The 18,686-nt window shown below is 63.4% G+C and carries 18 protein-coding genes and 1 riboswitch; of the genes, 13 read left to right on the top strand and 5 right to left on the bottom strand.

Annotated features, from left to right (window positions below; translation table 11 throughout):
* The first annotated feature begins 5 nt into the window (after window positions 1-5).
* The 3 genes from V3587_RS03955 (at window position 6) to V3587_RS03945 (ending at window position 3,094) form a co-directional block, all read left to right on the top strand.
* The gene (locus V3587_RS03955; RefSeq protein ID WP_073512664.1) at window positions 6-836 is read left to right on the top strand and encodes a glutaminyl-peptide cyclotransferase; all 831 of its coding nucleotides are present in this window, start codon (window positions 6-8) and stop codon (window positions 834-836) included.
* Window positions 837-905: 69 nt separating this feature from the next.
* Window positions 906-2,600, top strand: coding sequence for an MFS transporter (locus tag V3587_RS03950; protein ID WP_223304424.1), 1,695 nt, complete (start codon window positions 906-908; stop codon window positions 2,598-2,600).
* A gap of 26 nt (window positions 2,601-2,626) precedes the next feature.
* A complete protein-coding gene (locus V3587_RS03945; RefSeq protein WP_223304425.1) occupies window positions 2,627-3,094 on the top strand; it encodes a DUF2771 domain-containing protein in 468 nt (155 codons plus the stop codon).
* Window positions 3,095-3,182: 88 nt separating this feature from the next.
* On the opposite strand, the gene V3587_RS03940 is transcribed toward V3587_RS03945, so the two are convergent.
* Window positions 3,183-3,596 carry a cold-shock protein gene (locus V3587_RS03940; RefSeq protein ID WP_007733502.1) on the bottom strand — a complete coding sequence of 138 codons (414 nt, stop codon included), beginning with the start codon at window positions 3,594-3,596 and terminating at the stop codon, window positions 3,183-3,185.
* Between the two features lie 215 nt (window positions 3,597-3,811).
* Between V3587_RS03940 and V3587_RS03935 the strand changes: the two genes are divergently transcribed.
* Together V3587_RS03935 and V3587_RS03930 are read left to right on the top strand one after the other, a co-directional pair.
* Entirely contained in the window at window positions 3,812-4,039 is a 228-nt protein-coding gene (locus V3587_RS03935; protein ID WP_003940194.1) for a hypothetical protein, read from the top strand.
* A gap of 33 nt (window positions 4,040-4,072) precedes the next feature.
* The gene (locus tag V3587_RS03930; RefSeq protein ID WP_003939919.1) at window positions 4,073-4,462 is read left to right on the top strand and encodes a YccF domain-containing protein; all 390 of its coding nucleotides are present in this window, start codon (window positions 4,073-4,075) and stop codon (window positions 4,460-4,462) included.
* A gap of 92 nt (window positions 4,463-4,554) precedes the next feature.
* On the opposite strand, the gene V3587_RS03925 is transcribed toward V3587_RS03930, so the two are convergent.
* Window positions 4,555-5,952 carry a YncE family protein gene (locus tag V3587_RS03925; protein WP_283376144.1) on the bottom strand — a complete coding sequence of 466 codons (1,398 nt, stop codon included), beginning with the start codon at window positions 5,950-5,952 and terminating at the stop codon, window positions 4,555-4,557.
* Between the two features lie 394 nt (window positions 5,953-6,346).
* Window positions 6,347-6,556: riboswitch (cyclic di-AMP (ydaO/yuaA leader) on the top strand.
* Between the two features lie 8 nt (window positions 6,557-6,564).
* Here V3587_RS03925 and V3587_RS03920 point away from each other — a divergent pair.
* On the top strand, window positions 6,565-7,128 hold the full coding sequence (locus tag V3587_RS03920; RefSeq protein ID WP_003939675.1) for a transglycosylase family protein: 564 nt from the start codon (window positions 6,565-6,567) through the stop codon (window positions 7,126-7,128).
* Window positions 7,129-7,211: 83 nt separating this feature from the next.
* On the opposite strand, the gene V3587_RS03915 is transcribed toward V3587_RS03920, so the two are convergent.
* Window positions 7,212-7,400 carry a hypothetical protein gene (locus tag V3587_RS03915; protein ID WP_019744939.1) on the bottom strand — a complete coding sequence of 63 codons (189 nt, stop codon included), beginning with the start codon at window positions 7,398-7,400 and terminating at the stop codon, window positions 7,212-7,214.
* Between the two features lie 60 nt (window positions 7,401-7,460).
* On the opposite strand from V3587_RS03915, the gene V3587_RS03910 reads away from it, so the two are divergent.
* Window positions 7,461-9,785, top strand: a complete 2,325-nt coding sequence (locus tag V3587_RS03910) for a helicase-associated domain-containing protein (protein ID WP_283376143.1) — start codon at window positions 7,461-7,463, stop codon at window positions 9,783-9,785.
* A gap of 87 nt (window positions 9,786-9,872) precedes the next feature.
* Complete coding sequence (locus V3587_RS03905) at window positions 9,873-9,998, top strand: hypothetical protein (protein WP_007733507.1); 126 nt, start codon at window positions 9,873-9,875, stop codon at window positions 9,996-9,998.
* Window positions 9,999-10,422: 424 nt separating this feature from the next.
* Here the strand turns inward: V3587_RS03905 and V3587_RS03900 are convergent, their stop codons facing one another.
* Window positions 10,423-11,073 carry a TetR/AcrR family transcriptional regulator gene (locus V3587_RS03900; protein ID WP_003940633.1) on the bottom strand — a complete coding sequence of 217 codons (651 nt, stop codon included), beginning with the start codon at window positions 11,071-11,073 and terminating at the stop codon, window positions 10,423-10,425.
* A 54-nt stretch (window positions 11,074-11,127) separates the two neighbouring features.
* Window positions 11,128-11,439, bottom strand: coding sequence for a hypothetical protein (locus tag V3587_RS03895; protein WP_064073975.1), 312 nt, complete (start codon window positions 11,437-11,439; stop codon window positions 11,128-11,130).
* Window positions 11,440-11,654: 215 nt separating this feature from the next.
* On the opposite strand from V3587_RS03895, the gene V3587_RS03890 reads away from it, so the two are divergent.
* From V3587_RS03890 to V3587_RS03870, 5 genes are all read left to right on the top strand, one after another.
* Window positions 11,655-12,848 (top strand): LLM class flavin-dependent oxidoreductase, encoded by a 1,194-nt coding sequence (locus tag V3587_RS03890; protein ID WP_283376142.1) that lies wholly within the window; start codon window positions 11,655-11,657, stop codon window positions 12,846-12,848.
* On the top strand, window positions 12,845-13,921 hold the full coding sequence (locus V3587_RS03885; protein WP_283376141.1) for an alcohol dehydrogenase catalytic domain-containing protein: 1,077 nt from the start codon (window positions 12,845-12,847) through the stop codon (window positions 13,919-13,921). The genes V3587_RS03890 and V3587_RS03885 overlap by 4 nt, the downstream gene beginning before the upstream one ends.
* Window positions 13,922-14,101: 180 nt before the next feature.
* Complete coding sequence (locus tag V3587_RS03880; RefSeq protein ID WP_003940219.1) at window positions 14,102-15,760, top strand: DNA repair helicase XPB; 1,659 nt, start codon at window positions 14,102-14,104, stop codon at window positions 15,758-15,760.
* A gap of 102 nt (window positions 15,761-15,862) precedes the next feature.
* Complete coding sequence (locus tag V3587_RS03875) at window positions 15,863-17,941, top strand: peptidase (RefSeq protein WP_050654729.1); 2,079 nt, start codon at window positions 15,863-15,865, stop codon at window positions 17,939-17,941.
* Window positions 17,942-18,015: 74 nt separating this feature from the next.
* Window positions 18,016-18,678 carry a DUF3239 domain-containing protein gene (locus tag V3587_RS03870; protein ID WP_020970500.1) on the top strand — a complete coding sequence of 221 codons (663 nt, stop codon included), beginning with the start codon at window positions 18,016-18,018 and terminating at the stop codon, window positions 18,676-18,678.
* The last annotated feature ends 8 nt before the right edge of the window (window positions 18,679-18,686 follow it).

Raw genomic sequence — 18,686 nt, 5'->3', positions numbered from 1 at the left:
GGCAGATGAGTAGGTCACACGCCAATTCCGTGCGCACTTTTGCAGTGGTCGCCGTGATCGCCTCGGCCTTGGCGGGGTGCTCCGATTCCCCCGGCGCTCCCGACAACCTCACGTCCGAAACCGGCTCCGTCGAGATCGTTCGAGTGTCCGCGCACGATCCCGACGCGTTCACGCAGGGCCTCGAGATCGACGGAAACCGGTTGTACGAAAGCACCGGACGCGTCGGGCAGTCCTGGGTGCGCTCGAGCGAGATCTCCGACGAGCAGTCCCCCGCTTCGGGACCGGAAGTTGCGCGTGCCGATCTCGACCCGCCGTTGTTCGGTGAGGGCATCACGGTCGCCGGAGACACACTGTGGCAACTCACCTGGAAAGACGGCGTTGCCATCGCCCGTGACAAGGACACCTTGACCGAACGGGGGCGGTTCCCACTCGACACCGAGGGATGGGGAATCTGTTCGCTCGGGGATCGGATTGTCTCGAGCGACGGTTCGGCCACGTTGACCTTTCGCGATCCCGAAACCTTTGCGCCGATCTCGACCGTCGACGTCACCAGATCTTCGGAGTCCGTCGGCAAGCTGAACGAATTGGAATGCGCCGAAGACGGCTCCGTCTACGCCAATGTCTGGACCACGGACACCGTCGTCCGAATCGACCCATCGGACGGCAGCGTCACGAACGTGTACGACGCTTCGCCGCTACGCGAAGAACTCGTCGCGGACGGATCGACCAGCACCGTCGACGTTCTCAACGGCATCGCGCAGATTCCCGGTACCGATCGATTCCTGCTCACCGGCAAGTATTGGCCGCAGATGTTCGAAGTCCGTTTTGTTAACTGAGTCCGACATGACACAGGACTCGCAGGGGTGTGCGTGGTAGCCGCGCCGACACTAGGACAGAATTGAGTGGTGACCGGACCGCGCGAACCCTACGACCCCGAAACTCGGCGAATCCACGACGAGCCGGAGGGGCAACAGGTGCACCCCGGTTACGACAATTACCCACCCGCGGCCCGCCCGGACAATTACCCACCTTCGGCCCGTCCCGCTGCCCGTCGCACGCCTTTGCCACCGCTGCATCCGATTCCCGAATCGCGGGGAGACTCCGAATCCGCGGCCGGTTCGAAGACGCCGGGGGCGGACGCTCCCAAGGCTCCACCGATGCCTCGCAAGCTCACCGTCACTCGCGTCGCAGCGATGCGCAGCCGCGAACTGACGAACAAGGGCATCGCGACCTTCCAGCGCGCGGCGAAGGCCGACGGCGCGGACAAGTCCGGTCTGACCGCTCTCACCTACGCGGTGATGACGAACAACGCGACCGACGCGGCGATCTCCGTCGCTCTGGCCAACACGCTGTTCTTCTCGGCCGCGACGGGCGAGGACAAGACCAAGGTCGCGCTCTATCTCCTGATCACGATCGCACCGTTCGCGGTCATCGCACCGCTCATCGGCCCCATGCTCGACCGGTTGCAGCGCGGACGCCGCATCGCACTCGCGTCGTCGTTCGGAATCCGGACGCTCCTCGCGGTGATCCTGGTCTTCAACTTCGACAGTTGGATCCTCTATCCGGCCGCGCTCGGCATGATGGTGCTCAGTAAATCGTTCTCGGTGCTCAAGAGCGCAGTGACACCACGCGTCCTACCACCGGAAATAGACCTGGTGCGAGTGAATTCGCGTCTGACGGTCTTCGGGCTGATCGGTGGAACGATCGGGGCCGGCGCTGTCGCAGGTGCGCTCGCGCTGGCTTTCGGTTCCACCGGCGCCTTGTGGTTCGCGGTCGCCGTCACCGTGTTCGGCGCATATCTGAGCATGCGAATCCCGTCGTGGGTCGAGGTCACCGAGGGTGAGGTTCCCGCGACCATCACCTACCACCCGGACGAAGCGCATCACGCCGGCAGCGCCCCACCGCAGCCGGACGCCAAACCTGCCAAGGTCCGTCAGCCTCTCGGACGCGCCGTGATCATCGGACTCTGGGGCAACGGCACCATTCGCGTGCTCACCGGCTTCCTGACGCTCTACATCGCGTTCGTCGCCAAATCACGCACCGATCACGAGCCGCTCCAGCAGGCCATGATGCTCGGCCTGGTCGGCGCAGCAGCCGGTCTGGGTAACTTCGCCGGAAATGCCACGGGTGCGCGCCTCAAGCTCGGCCGGCCTGCCTTGATCGTGCTCCGGTGCACTGCGTCGGTGTGGATCATCGCGGTGATCGCAGCGCTGACGGACAACCTCATGACGGCCGCGCTTGCCACGCTCATCGCATCGGCCGCCAGCGCGCTCGCCAAGGTCTCACTCGACGCGTCACTCCAGCACGACCTGCCCGAGGAATCGATCGCGTCCGGATTCGGTAGATCCGAGACGGTTCTGCAGCTGAGCTGGGTACTCGGCGGCGCATTGGGGGTTCTGCTTCCGACCGAATACTGGATCGGGTTCACTGTTGTATCGGTGTTCCTGACGATCGGGCTTCTGCAGACCTTCCTGAGCTACCGAGGAAGCAGCCTCCTGCCCGGCCTCGGCGGGAAGCGACCCGATCTGGCCGAACAAGAAGTGACCGAAGTGATTTACACCGGTAAATCCAACCGAGGACAAGGAAGTACTCCGCAGTGATGATGCGCTCGAGAACAAAGAAGATCGTGGCAGCGATCAGTGTCCTGATGGTGGTGGCACTGGTTGCTTACGTCTCCGTTCTTTTCGTGATCATCAAGAACATCAACGACGACCCCGACAAGCTGCCGGTCATCACTGCATACGCACACGGCAAGACGATCGAAACGAACCCTGCCGGTTTCTGCACCATCGACCTGTCCCAGTGCGCCCAGGTGGGCGACATCTACGCACTCGACGTTCCAGCGGGCTACCCGCTGCAGCTGTCGTTGTCGACGGACGTCTCGGATGCGCAGTGGGCACTGCTCGCCGTCTACGAGGATGCCGACGGCAACCAGACCGGTGAGCCCCGAGTATTCGAGCCCGGCGAGGCCCTGGCAGTGACGGTCGAGTCTTCGAGCGATCCCGTCAAGCAACTCGTCGGCGTCGAAATCCACCTCGCCGTCGGTGAGGGAAGCGAACAGGGACTGCTGATCTGGTCGATCAAGACCGCCTGATCCCCGGAACGTCGAAAATGCCCTGCACACCGATTGGTGTGCAGGGCATTTTGTTTCGAAGCCGTGTACGGCAGCTCCTATCGAGCGATCAGGTGTCGAGCTCGCGAGCGACGGCCCGGACGACCTCGGAGATCCGCTGAGCGGTCTTACGGTCCGGGTACTTGCCGTTGCGCAGATCCGGCTGGACCTTCGCCTCGAGCAACGTGATCATGTCCTCGACCATGCCGTGCAACTGATCAGGGGTGTGCTTACGCTCGACGGGCTCACGACGCGTCGCCGTCGCGCCGCGCAACGACGGCGCCGGCTCGAGTACCTTCAGGCTCAGTGCCTGCGGACCGCGGCGGCCCGCAGCCATTCCGAACTCGACGCGCTGGCCGGCCTTCAAGCCTTCGACGCCCTCGGGGAGAGCGGAAGCACGGACGTAGACGTCCTCGCCCTCTTCCTGCGACAGAAAGCCGAAACCCTTTTCGACGTCGTACCACTTCACCTTGCCGGTCGGCACCGCGTTCACCTGCTCATCACTCGACTGGGGCGTCTGCCCCAATGTGCTCGGGAGGCTCTCGGAAGAGCCTCATGGCCTTGCTCGCATCGCTTCCGGTGGAAGAATGCAAAAGAACGCGCCCCACACTTGCTTCAGCGGGGCGCGCAGTCTGTTAACAGTCTACCTGTGACGAACCCGGGTCGGCACCCAGGTTTACAGGCACTATCCTCGTAGGTGTGGACCCTCAACCGAACCCGCGCACTTCCGGCACCGGAAACGGTCTGTTCCGTACGGCGATGGCACTGTTCATCGTCGGATTCCTGGCGATCGTGGCCATCTTCGCAGTCCATATCTTCAGCGACACCCCACCCGGCCTGGCGTTGTACCTGGTAGCACTCGCGTGCCCGATCGGCTTCCTTCTGGCCATCGTCTACACGCTCAGATCCGGTCGACGCGTGCGCTGATCACTCCCGCCTCCAACCGAAAGGTCACTGACCATGAGAATCCTCCTGAACGTGATCTGGCTGGTCTTCGGCGGCTTCTGGCTGGCGTTGGGTTACTTCGCCGCAGGCATCATCTGCTGCATCCTCATCATCACGATTCCCTTCGGAATCGCGGCATTCCGCATCGGCATCTACGCACTGTGGCCGTTCGGTAAGACCGTCGTCGACAAGCCGACCGCTGGTGTCGGTTCGATGATCGGCAATGTCATCTGGGTGATCATCGCCGGTATCTGGTTGGCGATCGGACACATCGTCACCGCCGTCGCGATGGCGATCACGATCATCGGAATTCCGCTCGCGGTCGCGAACCTGAAGATGATTCCGATCTCGCTGATGCCGCTCGGCAAGGAGATCGTCGACGTGGACCGGGTGAATTACGCATAGTCGTCGATCGCGTTACGCGAAAGCGGCCTCGCAGACCGAAGAACCCGACCACAGCAGGTGCTGTGGTCGGGTTCTCTCGTATCAGGTCGGATCTAGCGCCCGAGGCTACCGAGTCCGGGGAGGTTACCGAGCGAACCGGTACCAGTTCCCGGGTTGCCCGGATCGACGGGGCCGACCGGCCCCTCGGAGACCACGATGGTCACGCTCGAAGCACGCGAAAGCACGCTCTTCGCAGTGATCTCGACGCTGCCGCTGCCGACAGCGGTGGGGGTACCCGAGATGGTGCCGTCCTGTGCGAGGGACAGTCCGCCGGGCAGAGTGCCACTGGTGAGTGCAAAGGTTGCGCGCGCGTCGGCGGCAGCGAGCTTGTGCGAATATGCCTTACCGACCTGAGCGGCAGGTAATTCGACGGTCGCGGGCAGCGGATACGCGGCAACGACTGTCACCTTGCCCCCGTTGGTCGTCGACGCGATGGCGCCGGTCGAGGTGTCGAGCGCGAGGTTTTTGACCTTCTCCAGTGCCGGAACCTTGGTATCGGTCAGAGCGGTGGTGGCGCGGGTCGTCAGATCGACCGACCACAGGTGTCCGTTCATGACGTCCGCGACATATGCAATGCCTGCCGCAGCGTCGACGACCACGCCGTTGGGAATCGCGGTCGGAGACAGCGTGGTCTTCGACAGAACCGCGCCGGCCGGGGTGATCGCCCACAGGTTGGTTGCCCGGGTGTCGGTCATGTAGATGTTGCCGGTGTTCGTGTCGACATCGACGTCGACCGGGTAGAGGTTGTCGGCACGCACGATCGACTTGAGTGCTCCGCCCTTGCGTACGTCCGCCTGCCACAGCGTGCGGCCGTAATTCTCGTCGAAGAAGTTGGTGTCCGCGATATAGAGGAAGCCGCGGACACTGTCGAAGGCGAGCTTGGTCGGCGTTGCCGACTTGTGGACCAGAATGCTCGACACGGCGTCGGCGGCGTTGGGGTCGACGACTCGGATGTTGCCGGACTTGTAGTCCGAGAAGTACGCGCGGTGTGTTGTGGGATCGACGACGACATCGTTGATCTGCGGACGCGAGCCGTCGGGGTTCTTCTCGCTCAGCGTGACCGTCTTTTCGACCTTCCCGGTCTTCGTGTCGACAATCGAGATCGCGCCGCCGTAGGAGGAGGACACGTATGCGCGTCCGAGGCCTGAGTCGACGGCAAGTGCCGACGGGTAACCGACGACGCCGTCGATGGTGCCGACGGACTTGCCGGTGTTCGTGTCGACGACGGACAACGAGCTGGTCGGTCCGCCGTACTGCGTGATGTATCCGCGGTGGGTTGCCGAGTCGACGACGATGTCGCCGGGCTGGGTTGCGGAATAGCTTCCGACGACACCGTGTGTCGGATCCTCGGGTGAGGCGTGTGCAGCGGGAGCAGTGACGGCCAGGCCGACAGCAGCAGCGGCGACGGCGAGTGATGCGGTGACCGCACGCCGACGGTATTGCAGTTTCATGAGGGGTGCCCTACTTCTTTGGAAGACTCTGCGAAACCTGCCCAATCGAGGCAAGTCAGGCAAACCTAACCTAAGTTTCGATCTCGATGTTGAGACACGGGCCACACCTTGGGTCCAGATCGACACACCTCTCAATCGCCCGAAATTGTATTTCCACATAACGTGTGACCTTGCTCACATTACGGATGGATAACGGAACGGACACAACCGGACATTCACTCGGGCACCCCCACCTACCTGGGAAGAGTCTCCTGCGCTTTGTGTGACGCGTTGTACGGCTTTCGCCACGCCGCGTTATCAAATGGTGACACGAGCGACTCGAGCCGTTACCGTCGTTTTCGGCCGGGAAACTCGGCCACCTCCGGCCCGCCGCGCCAAGCCTTGTCCCGCGGGTACCGGACTTCCGACAGAGCATTCCAGGGACGAGGACGGGGGACCCAAAGTCCTCTGTGAGAACAGAAAAGTTCTCCAGTGGACACCGGTTCGATCGCAAGACCGAATCTTGGGGTGAAGCCAGACCCTTTCCAGCCAGGAAAGGCGAGGCCGGGCGACCTCTCAGCCCGAACCCGACAGCTGACCTCGCAGGCGCGTGTGGAGAGGATTTCGACCATCATGAGCGGACGCCATCGCAAGCCCACCACCACCGGCCGCACTGTCGCCAAGGTCGCCGTCACCGGCGCCATCATGGGCGTAGCAGGAATTGCAGCCACCGGAACCGCAAACGCTGCCCCCGACTCCGACTGGGATCGTCTCGCCCAGTGTGAGGCCGGCGGAAACTGGGCCATCAACACGGGCAACGGTTACCAGGGCGGACTGCAGTTCTCCCCCAGCACGTGGAACGCACACGGCGGCGGACAGTACGCAGCCACCGCAAACCAGGCCACTCGCGAGCAGCAGATCGTTGTTGCCGAGCGTGTTCTCGCAAACCAGGGTTGGGGCGCATGGCCGTCCTGCTCCTCCAGCCTCGGGCTGAGCAGCGGCGCCACCGAGCGTTCCGCTCCGGCCACCACGGCTCCTCAGGCAGCTCCGGCTCCGGCGCAGCAGGTCGCACAGACCGTTGCACACCCGGTCGCCGACGCCATCGATCAGGCAATCGCATTCGCCGAGGCCAACGGCATCCCGGTCGACCCGCAGATCCTCGCAGTCGCCGACACCGCGAAGTCGTTCCTCAAGTAACACCGGCAAGACTGTCCGCTCGGACGCTCGAACATCAAGAAGGCCCGCACCGATTCGGTGCGGGCCTTCTTCGTGTCGAGTTGTTATCGGTTGATGACGGTGTGCGGGTGTACGTAAGGAAGTGACTCCACCGGAACCGGAAAGGTGGTGTCCTCGCCGAAGGGTGAAAGTCCACCTGCGCGGGTCGATGACAATTCGGTCACTGCGTGATCTCCGTCTGCAGTTTCCGGCCATCCTGGATCTACATAGTGTTGCTTCGAATTGTTGGCCACGAAGTCATTTTGACAGGACGCCGTTACGCCGTACAGACCAGGTCTCTAATCTGATACCTGATGACCGAAACACGTGGCACCCCGGCGGGCAGTTCCGCAGCCGAAAGTCTGACCGATTGGCTCTCGGCGCGCAGTGACGCCGAGTTGACGGAGTTGCTGCGTCTGCGCCCCGATCTGGCCGTACCGCCGCCGAGCACGATGGTGGTTCTCAGCGGTCGGGCACAGCAACGCGCGTCGGTCAGCCGAGCCGCGGACGAACTCGACACCCTCGATTTCGGTCTTCTCGAATTGTTGGCACTGGCTGGCGCCGAGGAAACTCCGATGACGCGGGCGGAGCTCAACAGTGCGATCGCCGAACGCGCCCTGACCGGCAAGGGCAAGGTCACCAAGAAGGCCGTCGACAAGTCTCTGTCGAAGATGCGCGCGTCCGCCCTCATCTGGGGTGTCGATCCCATCAGCGTCGTCCCGGCAGTCATCGGGATGATTCCGTGGCGTGTGGGGCGCGCCCTCGAACCTGCCGAGGCGATGACCGAGACCGAGATCGCGGCTGCGCTCAACGCTCTGGACACCCGCGAGCGGGATCTCCTCGAGACACTCGCCAACTCCAGCCCGATCGGTCGCACCCGCGACGCTGCCCCCGGAACGCCGCCTGAGCGCCCGGTTCAACGACTGCTGGCGGCCGGCCTGCTGCGGTGGCTCGACGAGCAGACCGTCGAGCTTCCGGCGACGGTTCGTCAGGTCATCCGCGGCGAGCCGGTTTTCGATCCGACGACGCTGACCGCACCTGTCATCGGGGGCGACAAACTCAAGCCGGCGGACGTGAACGCCGCAGCAGCCGGCGAGGCGCTCGAGTTGGTACGCCAATGCGAGAACGTGATCGCTGTTCTGGGCGCAGCGCCGGCCCCCGCACTGCGAGCCGGTGGGCTCGGTGTTCGAGAACTACGACGCGTGGCCAAGACGGCCGATCTCGACGAAGCGCGCGTGAGCCTACTTGTCGAGTTGCTCTCGGCAGCCGGACTCATCGCCAGTGGAACACCAGACCCGGCGCCGGTCTCGGACAACGCGGACGAATACTGGACGCCCACGCTCGCGGTCGACGGCTGGCTGAACGCATCCACAGCGCGACGGTGGGAGGTGCTGGCGTCCGCCTGGGTCGACGTACCGCGAGTTCCGTGGATGATCGGGCTGAGGGATTCCACCGACAAGCCGATCGCGGCGTTGTCCGAGGAGGGCCGCGCTCCGGCGGCTCCGCGAGATCGTCAGGCCATTCTGGGGCTGCTCTCCGAACTCGACAGCGGCCAGACTGCATCGGCCGTCGAGGTAAGTCGGCTGCTGGCGTGGCGACGCCCGCGATGGAGCGGGCGCCTACGGACGTTCGCGATCGAGCGGACTCTGGACGAGGCCGCCGCGCTCGGGCTGGTGGCCCGCGGCGCGTTGTCGTCACCTGGACGAGCTTTGCTGCACGGCGGGGACGCCGAAGCCGAAATGCAGTCCGCCCTACCCGAGCCCATCGACTACATCCTGGTCCAGGCAGATCTGACTCTGGTTGCGCCCGGCCCGCTGGTACCGGACCTGCTCGAGCAGGTGAGCCTGGTCGCAGACATCGAGTCGGCCGGATCGGCGTCCATGTACCGCATCAGCGAGGACAGCGTGCGTCGTGCGCTCGACGCCGGTCTGACGGCCACCGAACTGCATGCGATGTTCGCTTCGAAATCGAAGACTCCTGTCCCCCAATCACTTTCGTATCTGATCGACGATGTCGCCCGTCGACACGGACGACTGCGTGCCGGAGTGGCGGCGTCGTTCATTCGATGTGAGGACGCGTCACTGCTGGCGGAGGTCCTCGCATCCGCAGTGGCCGAGCCGTTGGCACTGCGCGCCTTGGCTCCCACCGTCGCGATTTCGCAGGCCCCTCTCCGCGAAGTCCTGACCGAGCTGCGAGCCGCCGGATTCGCGCCGGCAGGTGAGGACTCTTCGGGCACGTTGGTCGATCTCCGCCCACGTGGGGCACGTGTACCCAACCGTCGCAGCCGACCGGCGTCGAGGATGCCGGCGAGCCCGTCGGCGGATCAGCTGGCGTCGTTGGTCCGCACGATGCGGGCCGGAGATCGTGCTTCCGCCCCCGGCCGCGGCGGAGTGCGAACGGACGGTTCACGGGAGAACAACGCCGCCACCATCGCCTTGCTGGCCACGGCGGCCCGAGACAATTCGAGCGTCAACATCGGCTACGTCGACGCCCAGGGGGTCGCGACGCATCGCATCGTCGACCCCGTCAGCGTGGGCGGCGGACAGCTGGACGCCTTCGACCCCGCGAGCGGCGCGGTTCGCCGTTTCACGTTGCACCGAATTACTTCCGTCAGCCCCGTCGACTCCGGAAAAAAGTAGCAAAAAAGAAGCAACTGGCTTTTTTCTGTAAATGAAGTATGGTCGAGGTCAGTTTGTGATTGCCACTTCGAAAAATGAGGAGCGACAATGGCTGACAAGGCGCCGGGTAAGAACATGAAGAAACCCGCCCAGTCGATCAAGGAACGCCGCGCGGAGAAGCGGGCGAAAACTGCGGAGTCTTCCGAGTTCATCCGTAAGCGGAAGCGGAGCTGACAGCAAAGTCCAGAGAAGACGAGCTGATTGCGAAGCTGACCAATGCCTGCCTCCACCGACACCCTCGTGCACCTGCACGAAACGTTCAACCTGTTCAAGTCACGTAATCGAGGAACTGACGCACGCTCGCGCGGGTACGCAGCGGGCATGACCCTCGCTTCACTCTGCGTCCTCGACGAACACGCTCGGCAATCCGGAATACTTCTATCGGATTTACCGCAGAAAGAGAATCAACCATCGTGAAAAGAACAATCCATACCCTGGACCGCATTCAAACGAGACTCGAATCGGAGCTTGATTCCACTCCGGGTGATTCCGAAAAGAATATCGGTTACCGGTCCGGAATTTCCGAAGCTATTACTCATGTAATGGAAATGCGGAAGTCAGTGGTCGCGCAGAAATAGGAGACGCATCGATTAGGCGCTCACCCCAATAACTGCCGCACACCACCCACCAGAAAGACGACCTGGTCCTCGTAGAAGTCGGCAAGCCGCTCCGGCGCGAGCGGCTTGCCGCTTCCGCTCCAATCGTCCGCCCGGCTCAACGCCTGGAGGAAGCCCATCAAGGCAATCGCCCAGCGAGTCTCGAGCCGTTCGGGATCGGTAGCAGGAAAAGTACGACGGACCTGGTCGAGAAGATGTTCACGCAGGTGCAGCTCGGTCGCCTCGAGGGCTGGATGGCCCGGTCGTGACATCTGCGGCTGCGAGATCTGCGTGACGATTCTGATCCATCGCATTCCCCGCGTGCGATGGCGAAGGAGCAATGCCTTGTAGGGCGCAGTGACGGCCCGTACCAGCGCCTCCACCGTCGGCGGCGTCTTGTCGGCGGAGAGGGCGTCGACGTTCGCGCTGATCTGATCTCGCACCGACGTTCCCATGTCCAACAGCACCGCTGCGACCAGATCGTCCTTGGTTCCGAAATGGTAGTGGACCGATGACGGCCCGAGACCGGCCGCGGCGTTGACCGAGCGCAGCGAAACTGCATCCAATCCCTCTGTCGCGAAAAGCCTTTCAGCAGTTTTGAGCAAACGCAGACGCGTCGCGTCGCCTTGACGGTTCTGCCGGGAGTCGGTCATACGAACGAGCTTCGCACGGGCTCGACAAACGTCTCAACCGTGGCGAACGCGGAGTCAGAGTGATTCACGGTGTGCTCGCACCCTGTTGTCGCGATCCACCCAGCCGTGGGCGCGTGCGTAGACCACCATCGCGGAGAACTTCTGTCTCCACTCGGTGTTTCCGATCCGGGCAGCGACGGCTTGCTCCAAGTGGCCGATGTCGAGCCAGACGTGATCCCCCTCGAGTTCCCCCCACGGTTCCAGTACCCGACTCAGAGTCTCGGATCGATCGTCGCCGCCAACGACGACCGAGAGACTGGTGAAGTCGTCGACACTGTTCAGTTCGACGGTCGAGGAGTCGGGGGTGATTGTGACGTCCAGTTGCATACCTCTTCAATACTCCTTCGGAAAGTACTTGGTTCAGTCGATCGACTTGCAACAACGATATCCGACGTCATTGCACCAGATAACGTTGAACTACAGGTGATTACAAATCTCCCACTGTGCGGGAGGCTCAACTTATTGGATCAGTTGATCCATGTTAGACATCTCGATCAGAGCGAGTGATCCAAATCACTCCCCTGTCGACAGGAGTTGTCATCGTGTGGTCCGCATCGTCCATCCGCTTCGGAGCCTTCCTCGCCCCGTACCATCCGCTCGACGCCGATCCCGCCCTGCAACTCAGACGCGATATCGACCTCATGACACACCTGGACCACCTCGGATTCGAAGAAGCGTGGATGGGTGAGCATCATTCGACCGGCGCCGAGATCGTGCCTGCCCCGGACATGTTCATCGCGGCCGCCGCAGAGCGAACCGAGCGCATCCAGTTCGGCACAGGCGTGACGTCTCTGCCCTATCACCACCCGTTGATCACGGCCGACCGCATCACTCAGCTCGATCTGCAGACGCGCGGACGACTCATCTTCGGCACCGGCCCGGGCAAGATCCCCCTCGATGCGCACATGATGGGCATCAACCCGTCGGACCAGCGTCGTCGCCAGGGCGAAGCGCTCGAGGCCATTCTCGCGTTGCTTCGCGGCGAGGTCGTCAACATGGAAACCGACTGGTTCACGTTGCGTGACGCACGTGCGCAACTGCCCACCTACCGTGCGGACGGCATCGAGACCGTGACAGCGTCGACGATTTCCCCCAACGGTTCGGTGCTCGCCGGCAAGAACGGCCTCTCCCTGCTCTCACTCGCGGCGAGTTCACCCAGCGGCTTCGACGCACTGGATCGCAACTGGGATGTGTACGAGAAGGTCTCGGCCGAGCACGGCCACCACGCCAACCGAGCGACGTGGCGTGTGGTCACTCCAATGTTCATCGCCGAGACCCGAGCGGAGGCCGAGCGCGCCGTGAGCCGACGGATCGGATCGATGGCTTCCTACGTGAATCGACAGACCGGCCAGAACCCGGCCTGGGCAGATACACCGGCCGGAGTCATCGATCAGTGGCGCAACGACACGCTCGGCGAGTTCGGTCAGGCGATCATCGGTACCCCCGAAGATGCGATCGCACAGATCGAGCGTCTGATCGAGAAGACGGGAGGGTTCGGCACGTTCTTGATCCTTCACGTCGACATGGCGAGCTGGGAGGACACCAAACGCAGCTACGAATTGTTCGCCTCCGAGGTGGTCCCGCACTTCCGGAAGCGAAATGTCGGGCGTCAGGCGAGCATGCAGTTCGCCGAGGACAATCGCGAGTACCTGATCGGCGGGCTGGTCGGAGCGATCACCAAAGCCCATACCGACTACTACGGCCGGCCGGCCGGGACGGGAGCCGTGCGCGCATGAGGGCCGTCCGTTTCCAGCAGGGAGAATTCGCGGTCACCGAGATCGCCGACCCGCCGCCGTTGGCACCCCATCAGATCCGCATCGACGTCGTCGCCTGCGGGATCTGCGGCAGTGACCTGAGCATGTCGAAGGACCCGTGCCGCTTCGTTCAGGTCGCGCACGACGGGGGCTACCCGCTCGCCACCTTCGATCCGGACGCGCCAGTGGTACTGGGGCACGAATACGCGGGTATCGTCTCCGAGACCGGTTCTGCAGTAGACGATTTCGCGATCGGCGATCGGGTGGCCGGCATCGGCTTGGCCACCGACACCGCTACAGGGATCCCGACGATCATCGGCTACTCGAACGAGTACCACGGCGCGTTCGGCGATCACATAGTCGTCGACGCGTTCTGGGTCCGCAAAGTTCCCGACCACCTGTCACTCGAGCACGCCACACTTGCCGAACCTCTCCACGTCGGCGAGATGCATCTCCAACAGTCCGGCCTCACCTCGGCCGATTCGGCGCTCGTCATCGGTTGCGGAACGATCGGACTGGGCGCCATCGTCGCCGCGAAAGCGCGCGAAGCGCAGATCGTCATCGCGTCGGAGCCCTCCCCCAAACGACGCGAGCTCGCCGCGAAGATGGGCGCGGACATCGTCGTCGATCCGGCCGAGCAGGATCCGATCGAACTGTGGAATCGAATGATCGCCGAAGGCAACCAGCTTGTCGGCCAGGCCGCGAACGGAGTTCTGATCGCCTACGAATGCAGCGGGCGGGCGGGAGTCATCGGAGAACTGATGCACACTCTGCCGTTCAACTCGCGGATTCAGGTTCTGGCTGCGCCGTTCGGCGACGAGACGATCATTCCCGTCGTCGGGCAGTTCCGGAGGATCTCGATCAACTTCGGTCACGGTCCTTACGAGAATGCCTACGACATCACCCTGCAGAGGCTCGCCGACGGCGAGATCGACGCCGAAGCGATCATCACCGGCAGGGTCGGTCTGGATGGAGTCTCGGACGCTTTCGCAGCTCTGCGCGCACCCGACGAACACGTGAAGATCCTCGTACTACCCGCGGGCCTCCCGGAATAGCGGTCGATCCTGCCCTGTTGACGTAGGGGTGCTCGCACTCGGGCACCTCTACTTCGGGCTGTGCGAGCGTCGCCTGTTGGCGTCTGCGCCCCGATACCAGGACAATGGCAGGGTTGGCGTCAGCCGACAACGCGGCGCAACGCTCTGTGGCTGCCGCGTTTGCTTCACTAGGAGGATTCCGTGACCGACGGACCGTTGATCGTCCAATCCGACAAGACGCTGCTGTTGGAGGTCGACCACGAGCGCGCCGGCGATGCCAGGCAGGCAATCGCCCCCTTCGCGGAACTCGAACGGGCCCCCGAACACGTCCACACGTATCGCATCACTCCCCTGGCCTTGTGGAATGCCCGCGCCGCCGGACACGACGCCGAGCAGGTTGTCGACGCGCTCGTGTCGTACTCACGATTCGCGGTTCCACAACCGCTGCTGGTCGACATCGTCGACACGATGGCCAGGTACGGACGCTTACAGCTGGTCAAGAGCCCGGTGCACGGCCTCATCCTGGTCAGCCTCGACCGCGCAGTCCTCACCGAGGTGATGCGACACAAGAAGATCTCGCCGATGCTCGGTGAGAAGGTCGACGACGACACCGTGATCGTCCACCCGAGCGAACGCGGCCGCCTCAAGCAGATGCTGCTCAAGGTGGGCTGGCCGGCCGAGGACCTCGCCGGCTACGTGGACGGCGAAGCGCACCCGATCGATCTCGCTTTCGAAGAGGGCCACTGGGAACTGCGCGACTACCAGCAGATGGCAGCGGATTCGTTCTGGGCCGGCGGCTCGGGCGTCGTCGTGCTGCCGTGTGGCGCCGGCAAGACGATGGTGGGCGCCGCAGCGATGGCAAAGGCCAAGGCCACCACCCTCATCCTCGTCACCAATACCGTTGCCGGTCGTCAGTGGAAGCGTGAGTTGATCGCGCGTACATCGTTGACCGAGGAAGAAATCGGCGAATACTCCGGCGAGCGCAAGGAGATTCGGCCGGTCACGATCGCGACCTACCAGGTGATCACACGTCGCACGAAGGGCGAGTACAAGCACCTCGAACTTTTCGACTCCCGCGACTGGGGACTGGTGATCTACGACGAGGTCCACTTGCTGCCCGCGCCTGTCTTCCGGATGACGGCAGATCTGCAGTCGCGCCGCCGTCTCGGCCTGACCGCAACGCTGGTTCGTGAGGACGGCCGCGAAGGCGACGTCTTCTCGCTCATCGGCCCCAAGCGCTACGACGCTCCGTGGAAGGACATCGAAGCGCAGGGCTGGATCGCGCCGGCCGACTGCGTCGAGGTGCGAGTGACGATGACGGACGCCGAGCGCATGTCCTATGCCGTCGCCGAACCGGAGGAGCGCTACAAACTGTGCTCGACGGCTCACACGAAAATTGCGGTCGTGAAGTCGATCCTGGCCAAGCACCCCGATTCTCCGACTTTGGTGATCGGTGCGTATCTCGATCAGCTCGACGAACTCGGCGAAGCCCTGAACGCCCCGGTGATCAAGGGATCCACCAAGAACAAGGAACGCGAGATCCTCTTCGATCAGTTCCGTAACGGTGAGATCCAGACGCTGGTGGTGAGTAAGGTCGCGAACTTCTCGATCGACCTTCCGGAGGCGTCTGTCGCCGTGCAGGTTTCGGGAACCTTCGGGTCGAGACAGGAAGAAGCGCAGCGACTCGGACGCCTACTGCGACCCAAGCACGACGGCGGTCAGGCTCACTTCTATTCGGTGGTCTCGCGCGACACTCTCGATGCGGAGTACGCGGCACATCGTCAGCGATTCCTCGCCGAACAGGGCTACGCCTATCGGATCACCGACGCCGATGACCTGCTCGGACCTGCCATCGGCTGAGCATTTCTGCAACACGTTGCAGAATCAAATGGACATACGTCCAGTTGTCTGTAGAGTGTCCCCTGTCACAGTCGTGTCCATCGGTCGGGGGTCACCAGCACCATGCGCTCAGTTCCACGTCTACGGGGTCGGCTCGCCGGAACCATCTCGCTGCTGACTGCCGCCGTCGTCGTCGCCACGACCGGCGTCAGCGCCGCGGCACCGAGTCCTGCTCCTACTGCGCAGAACTCGGTGTACGCACTTGCGAACGGTTGCTTCGCGCTGCGCACCGAGTCTGGTGATTTCGTCCGTCGTGACGGATCGGCGTACCTCACCGACGTAACGAAAGCCGCAGACGCCGAACCGTTCCGGCTACATGCGGCCCAGTTGGGTCGTTTCATGCTGTACGGCCCGGACGGGTCGATGCTCTCGCACGACGGCGCGGACTCGGTACTCGCCACTTCCGAAGCAACTCCCTCCACCGACTGGACCGTGATGTCCACCGGTGAACCGTTCGTTCTGACCGCGACCTCGAACGGCCGTCAACTGATCTCGCGCGACTTGATGCTCACGATGTCCGATCCCGGTGACGTTCCCGAATCTGCGTTCACGCTGATCCCGCGCGACGGCTGCGCCGATTTCCCCGAAGCGGAGGTGGGCGCAAACGGCGTTCCGGGAGAAATCGGACCGAACGGTGAAGTCACCGGATTCATCGACACACACGTGCACATGAACGCTTCCGAGTTCATGGGCGGAAACCTGCACTGCGGCCGACCTTTCGATCCTCAGGGCGTCACCGCAGCGCTCGTCGACTGCCCGGACCATCAACCTGACGGGATACCGGCGCTCCTCGAAAACGTTCTGTCGTACGGCAATCCCTTCGAAACTCACGACACCACCGGCTGGCCGAGTTTCGCCGACTGGCCGGCGCACGATTCACTGACGCACGAGCAGACGTACTACAAGTGGGTCGAGCGGGCCTGGCGCGGCGGGCTGCGAATCTTCACCAATCTCTTTGTCGCCAATCGTGTCCTGTGCGAGCTGTATCCGAGCAAGCGAAATCCCTGTGACGAGATGGAGACCGTCCGGATCCAGGCGCAGCAGACACGCGAACTCCAGGACTACATCGACGCCCAGTACGGCGGTCCCGGCCGGGGTTGGTTCCGCATCGTGAGCTCGCCGGAACAGGCCAGGCAGGTGGCCGCCGACGGAAAGCTGGCCGTCACCCTCGGGGTGGAGGTGTCCGAACCCTTCGGTTGCTCTGTGCGCAACGGTATTCCGCAGTGCACCGAGGACGACATCGACCGCGGCCTGGACGAGTTGTACGACCTCGGTGTCCGGCAGATGATCGTCACGCACAAGTTCGACAACGCCCTCGGCGGTGCCCGTTTCGACGGCGGCGTCACCGGAGTGGCCGTCAACATCGGCAACTACCTGGGCACCGGGGAGTTCTGGCAGTCGGAACCATGCACCGGCGTTGCCGAGGACAATGTGCTGCCCACCAAGGTCGACGGCGCACAGAATCTTCTCGCGGTACTCCCACCCGGAGTGACGCTTCCGGTGTACCCCTCTGGTCCGCAATGCAATTCGCACGGCCTGACCGACCTCGGCGCGTACACGATCCGAGGTTTGATGGACCGAGGGATGATCGTGGACATCGATCACATGAGCGTCAAGACCGCCGAAGCGGCTCTCGATATTCTCGAAGCTGCGAACTACTCCGGCGTCGTTTCCAGTCACAGCTGGAGCGACCCGAGCCTGTACAAGCGGATCTACGCACTCGGCGGATTTGTCGCCCTGTACGCCGGACAACTCGACGCATCGGACGAAAAGCCCGAGGAGCGTGGGTTCATCGACCAGTGGCGGGACGCACGGGCGATGCGAAGCGAGAACTACTACTTCGGTTTCGGCTACGGCGCCGACACCAACGGCTTCGGGCCGCAGGCCGCACCGCGCGGCGACGCCGCAGAAAATCCGCTGCAATATCCGTACACCGCCTTCGACGGCACCGTCATGGACCAGCAGCGCGCCGGCACCCGGGTTTTCGACGTGAACACCGACGGCGTTGCCCAGTACGGGATGATTCCCGACTGGATCGCGGACATGCGTATTGCTGCGGGCGCCGACGGCGACACGATCATCGAGGACATGAGCCGTGGCGCCGAGGCTTACCTGCAGATGTGGGAGCGCGCGCGAAACTAGCTACGCTGGTGGACGGTCCCCGGGCGATCGGGGGCCGGTCCTAGATCGTCCGGCACCACCCGAAGGAATTTTTCGTGGCTGACTTCCAGTTCACTGTCGACAAGGCTCACGCCAAGTCGGTCAACGACACACTGGCCGATGTACGCCGCCTGCAGATTTCTGCGGTGATCTTCGCGATCGTCCTCGCCGCGGTCGGGGCCTGGTTGATCAGCATGGGTGAGGTGTGGTCCATCATCATCGGCGCAGTCCTCGCCATCGGTGCGGCCAGTTCACTGTGGGTCGCGTTGTGGGCACCTCGCAAGGTGGGAAGCGTCGAATCTCTGTATGCGGACAACCCACTGGTTCCCGCGATCGTCACCGAGGTTCACCCTCGAGCGGCGACCCTGACGGCACTGATCGACATCGCGAAGCCGGCGGCCGGAGCACCGAAGTACGCGCTCGTCAGCCGCAATGTTCGACTCAATCCGAAGTGGCGAGTCGGCGACCGCATTCCGTCGGTCGCACTGCGTTCGGATCGTTCCACCCGCAGCAAGGCTGACACGTGGCAGATGGTCAGTCCCATGCCGATCGAGTGGGGGACCAAGGACTCGGCAGTGCTGGCACGCGCGATCGCTGCTGTCAGTGCGAGCGAGTGGAACTTCCTGCAGAGCCGGATTCCCGATTCCGAAGAAGTTCGCACCCACCCCGATCGCCGGGTTCTGATCAACCCGGCCGATCTTCCTGACTCGCTGCGCTAGTCCAAACG

This window comes from Rhodococcus sp. IEGM 1306, assembly GCF_036541985.1.
Taxonomy (GTDB): domain Bacteria; phylum Actinomycetota; class Actinomycetes; order Mycobacteriales; family Mycobacteriaceae; genus Rhodococcus_F; species Rhodococcus_F qingshengii.
This window is presented reverse-complemented; position numbering and strand designations above follow the sequence as displayed.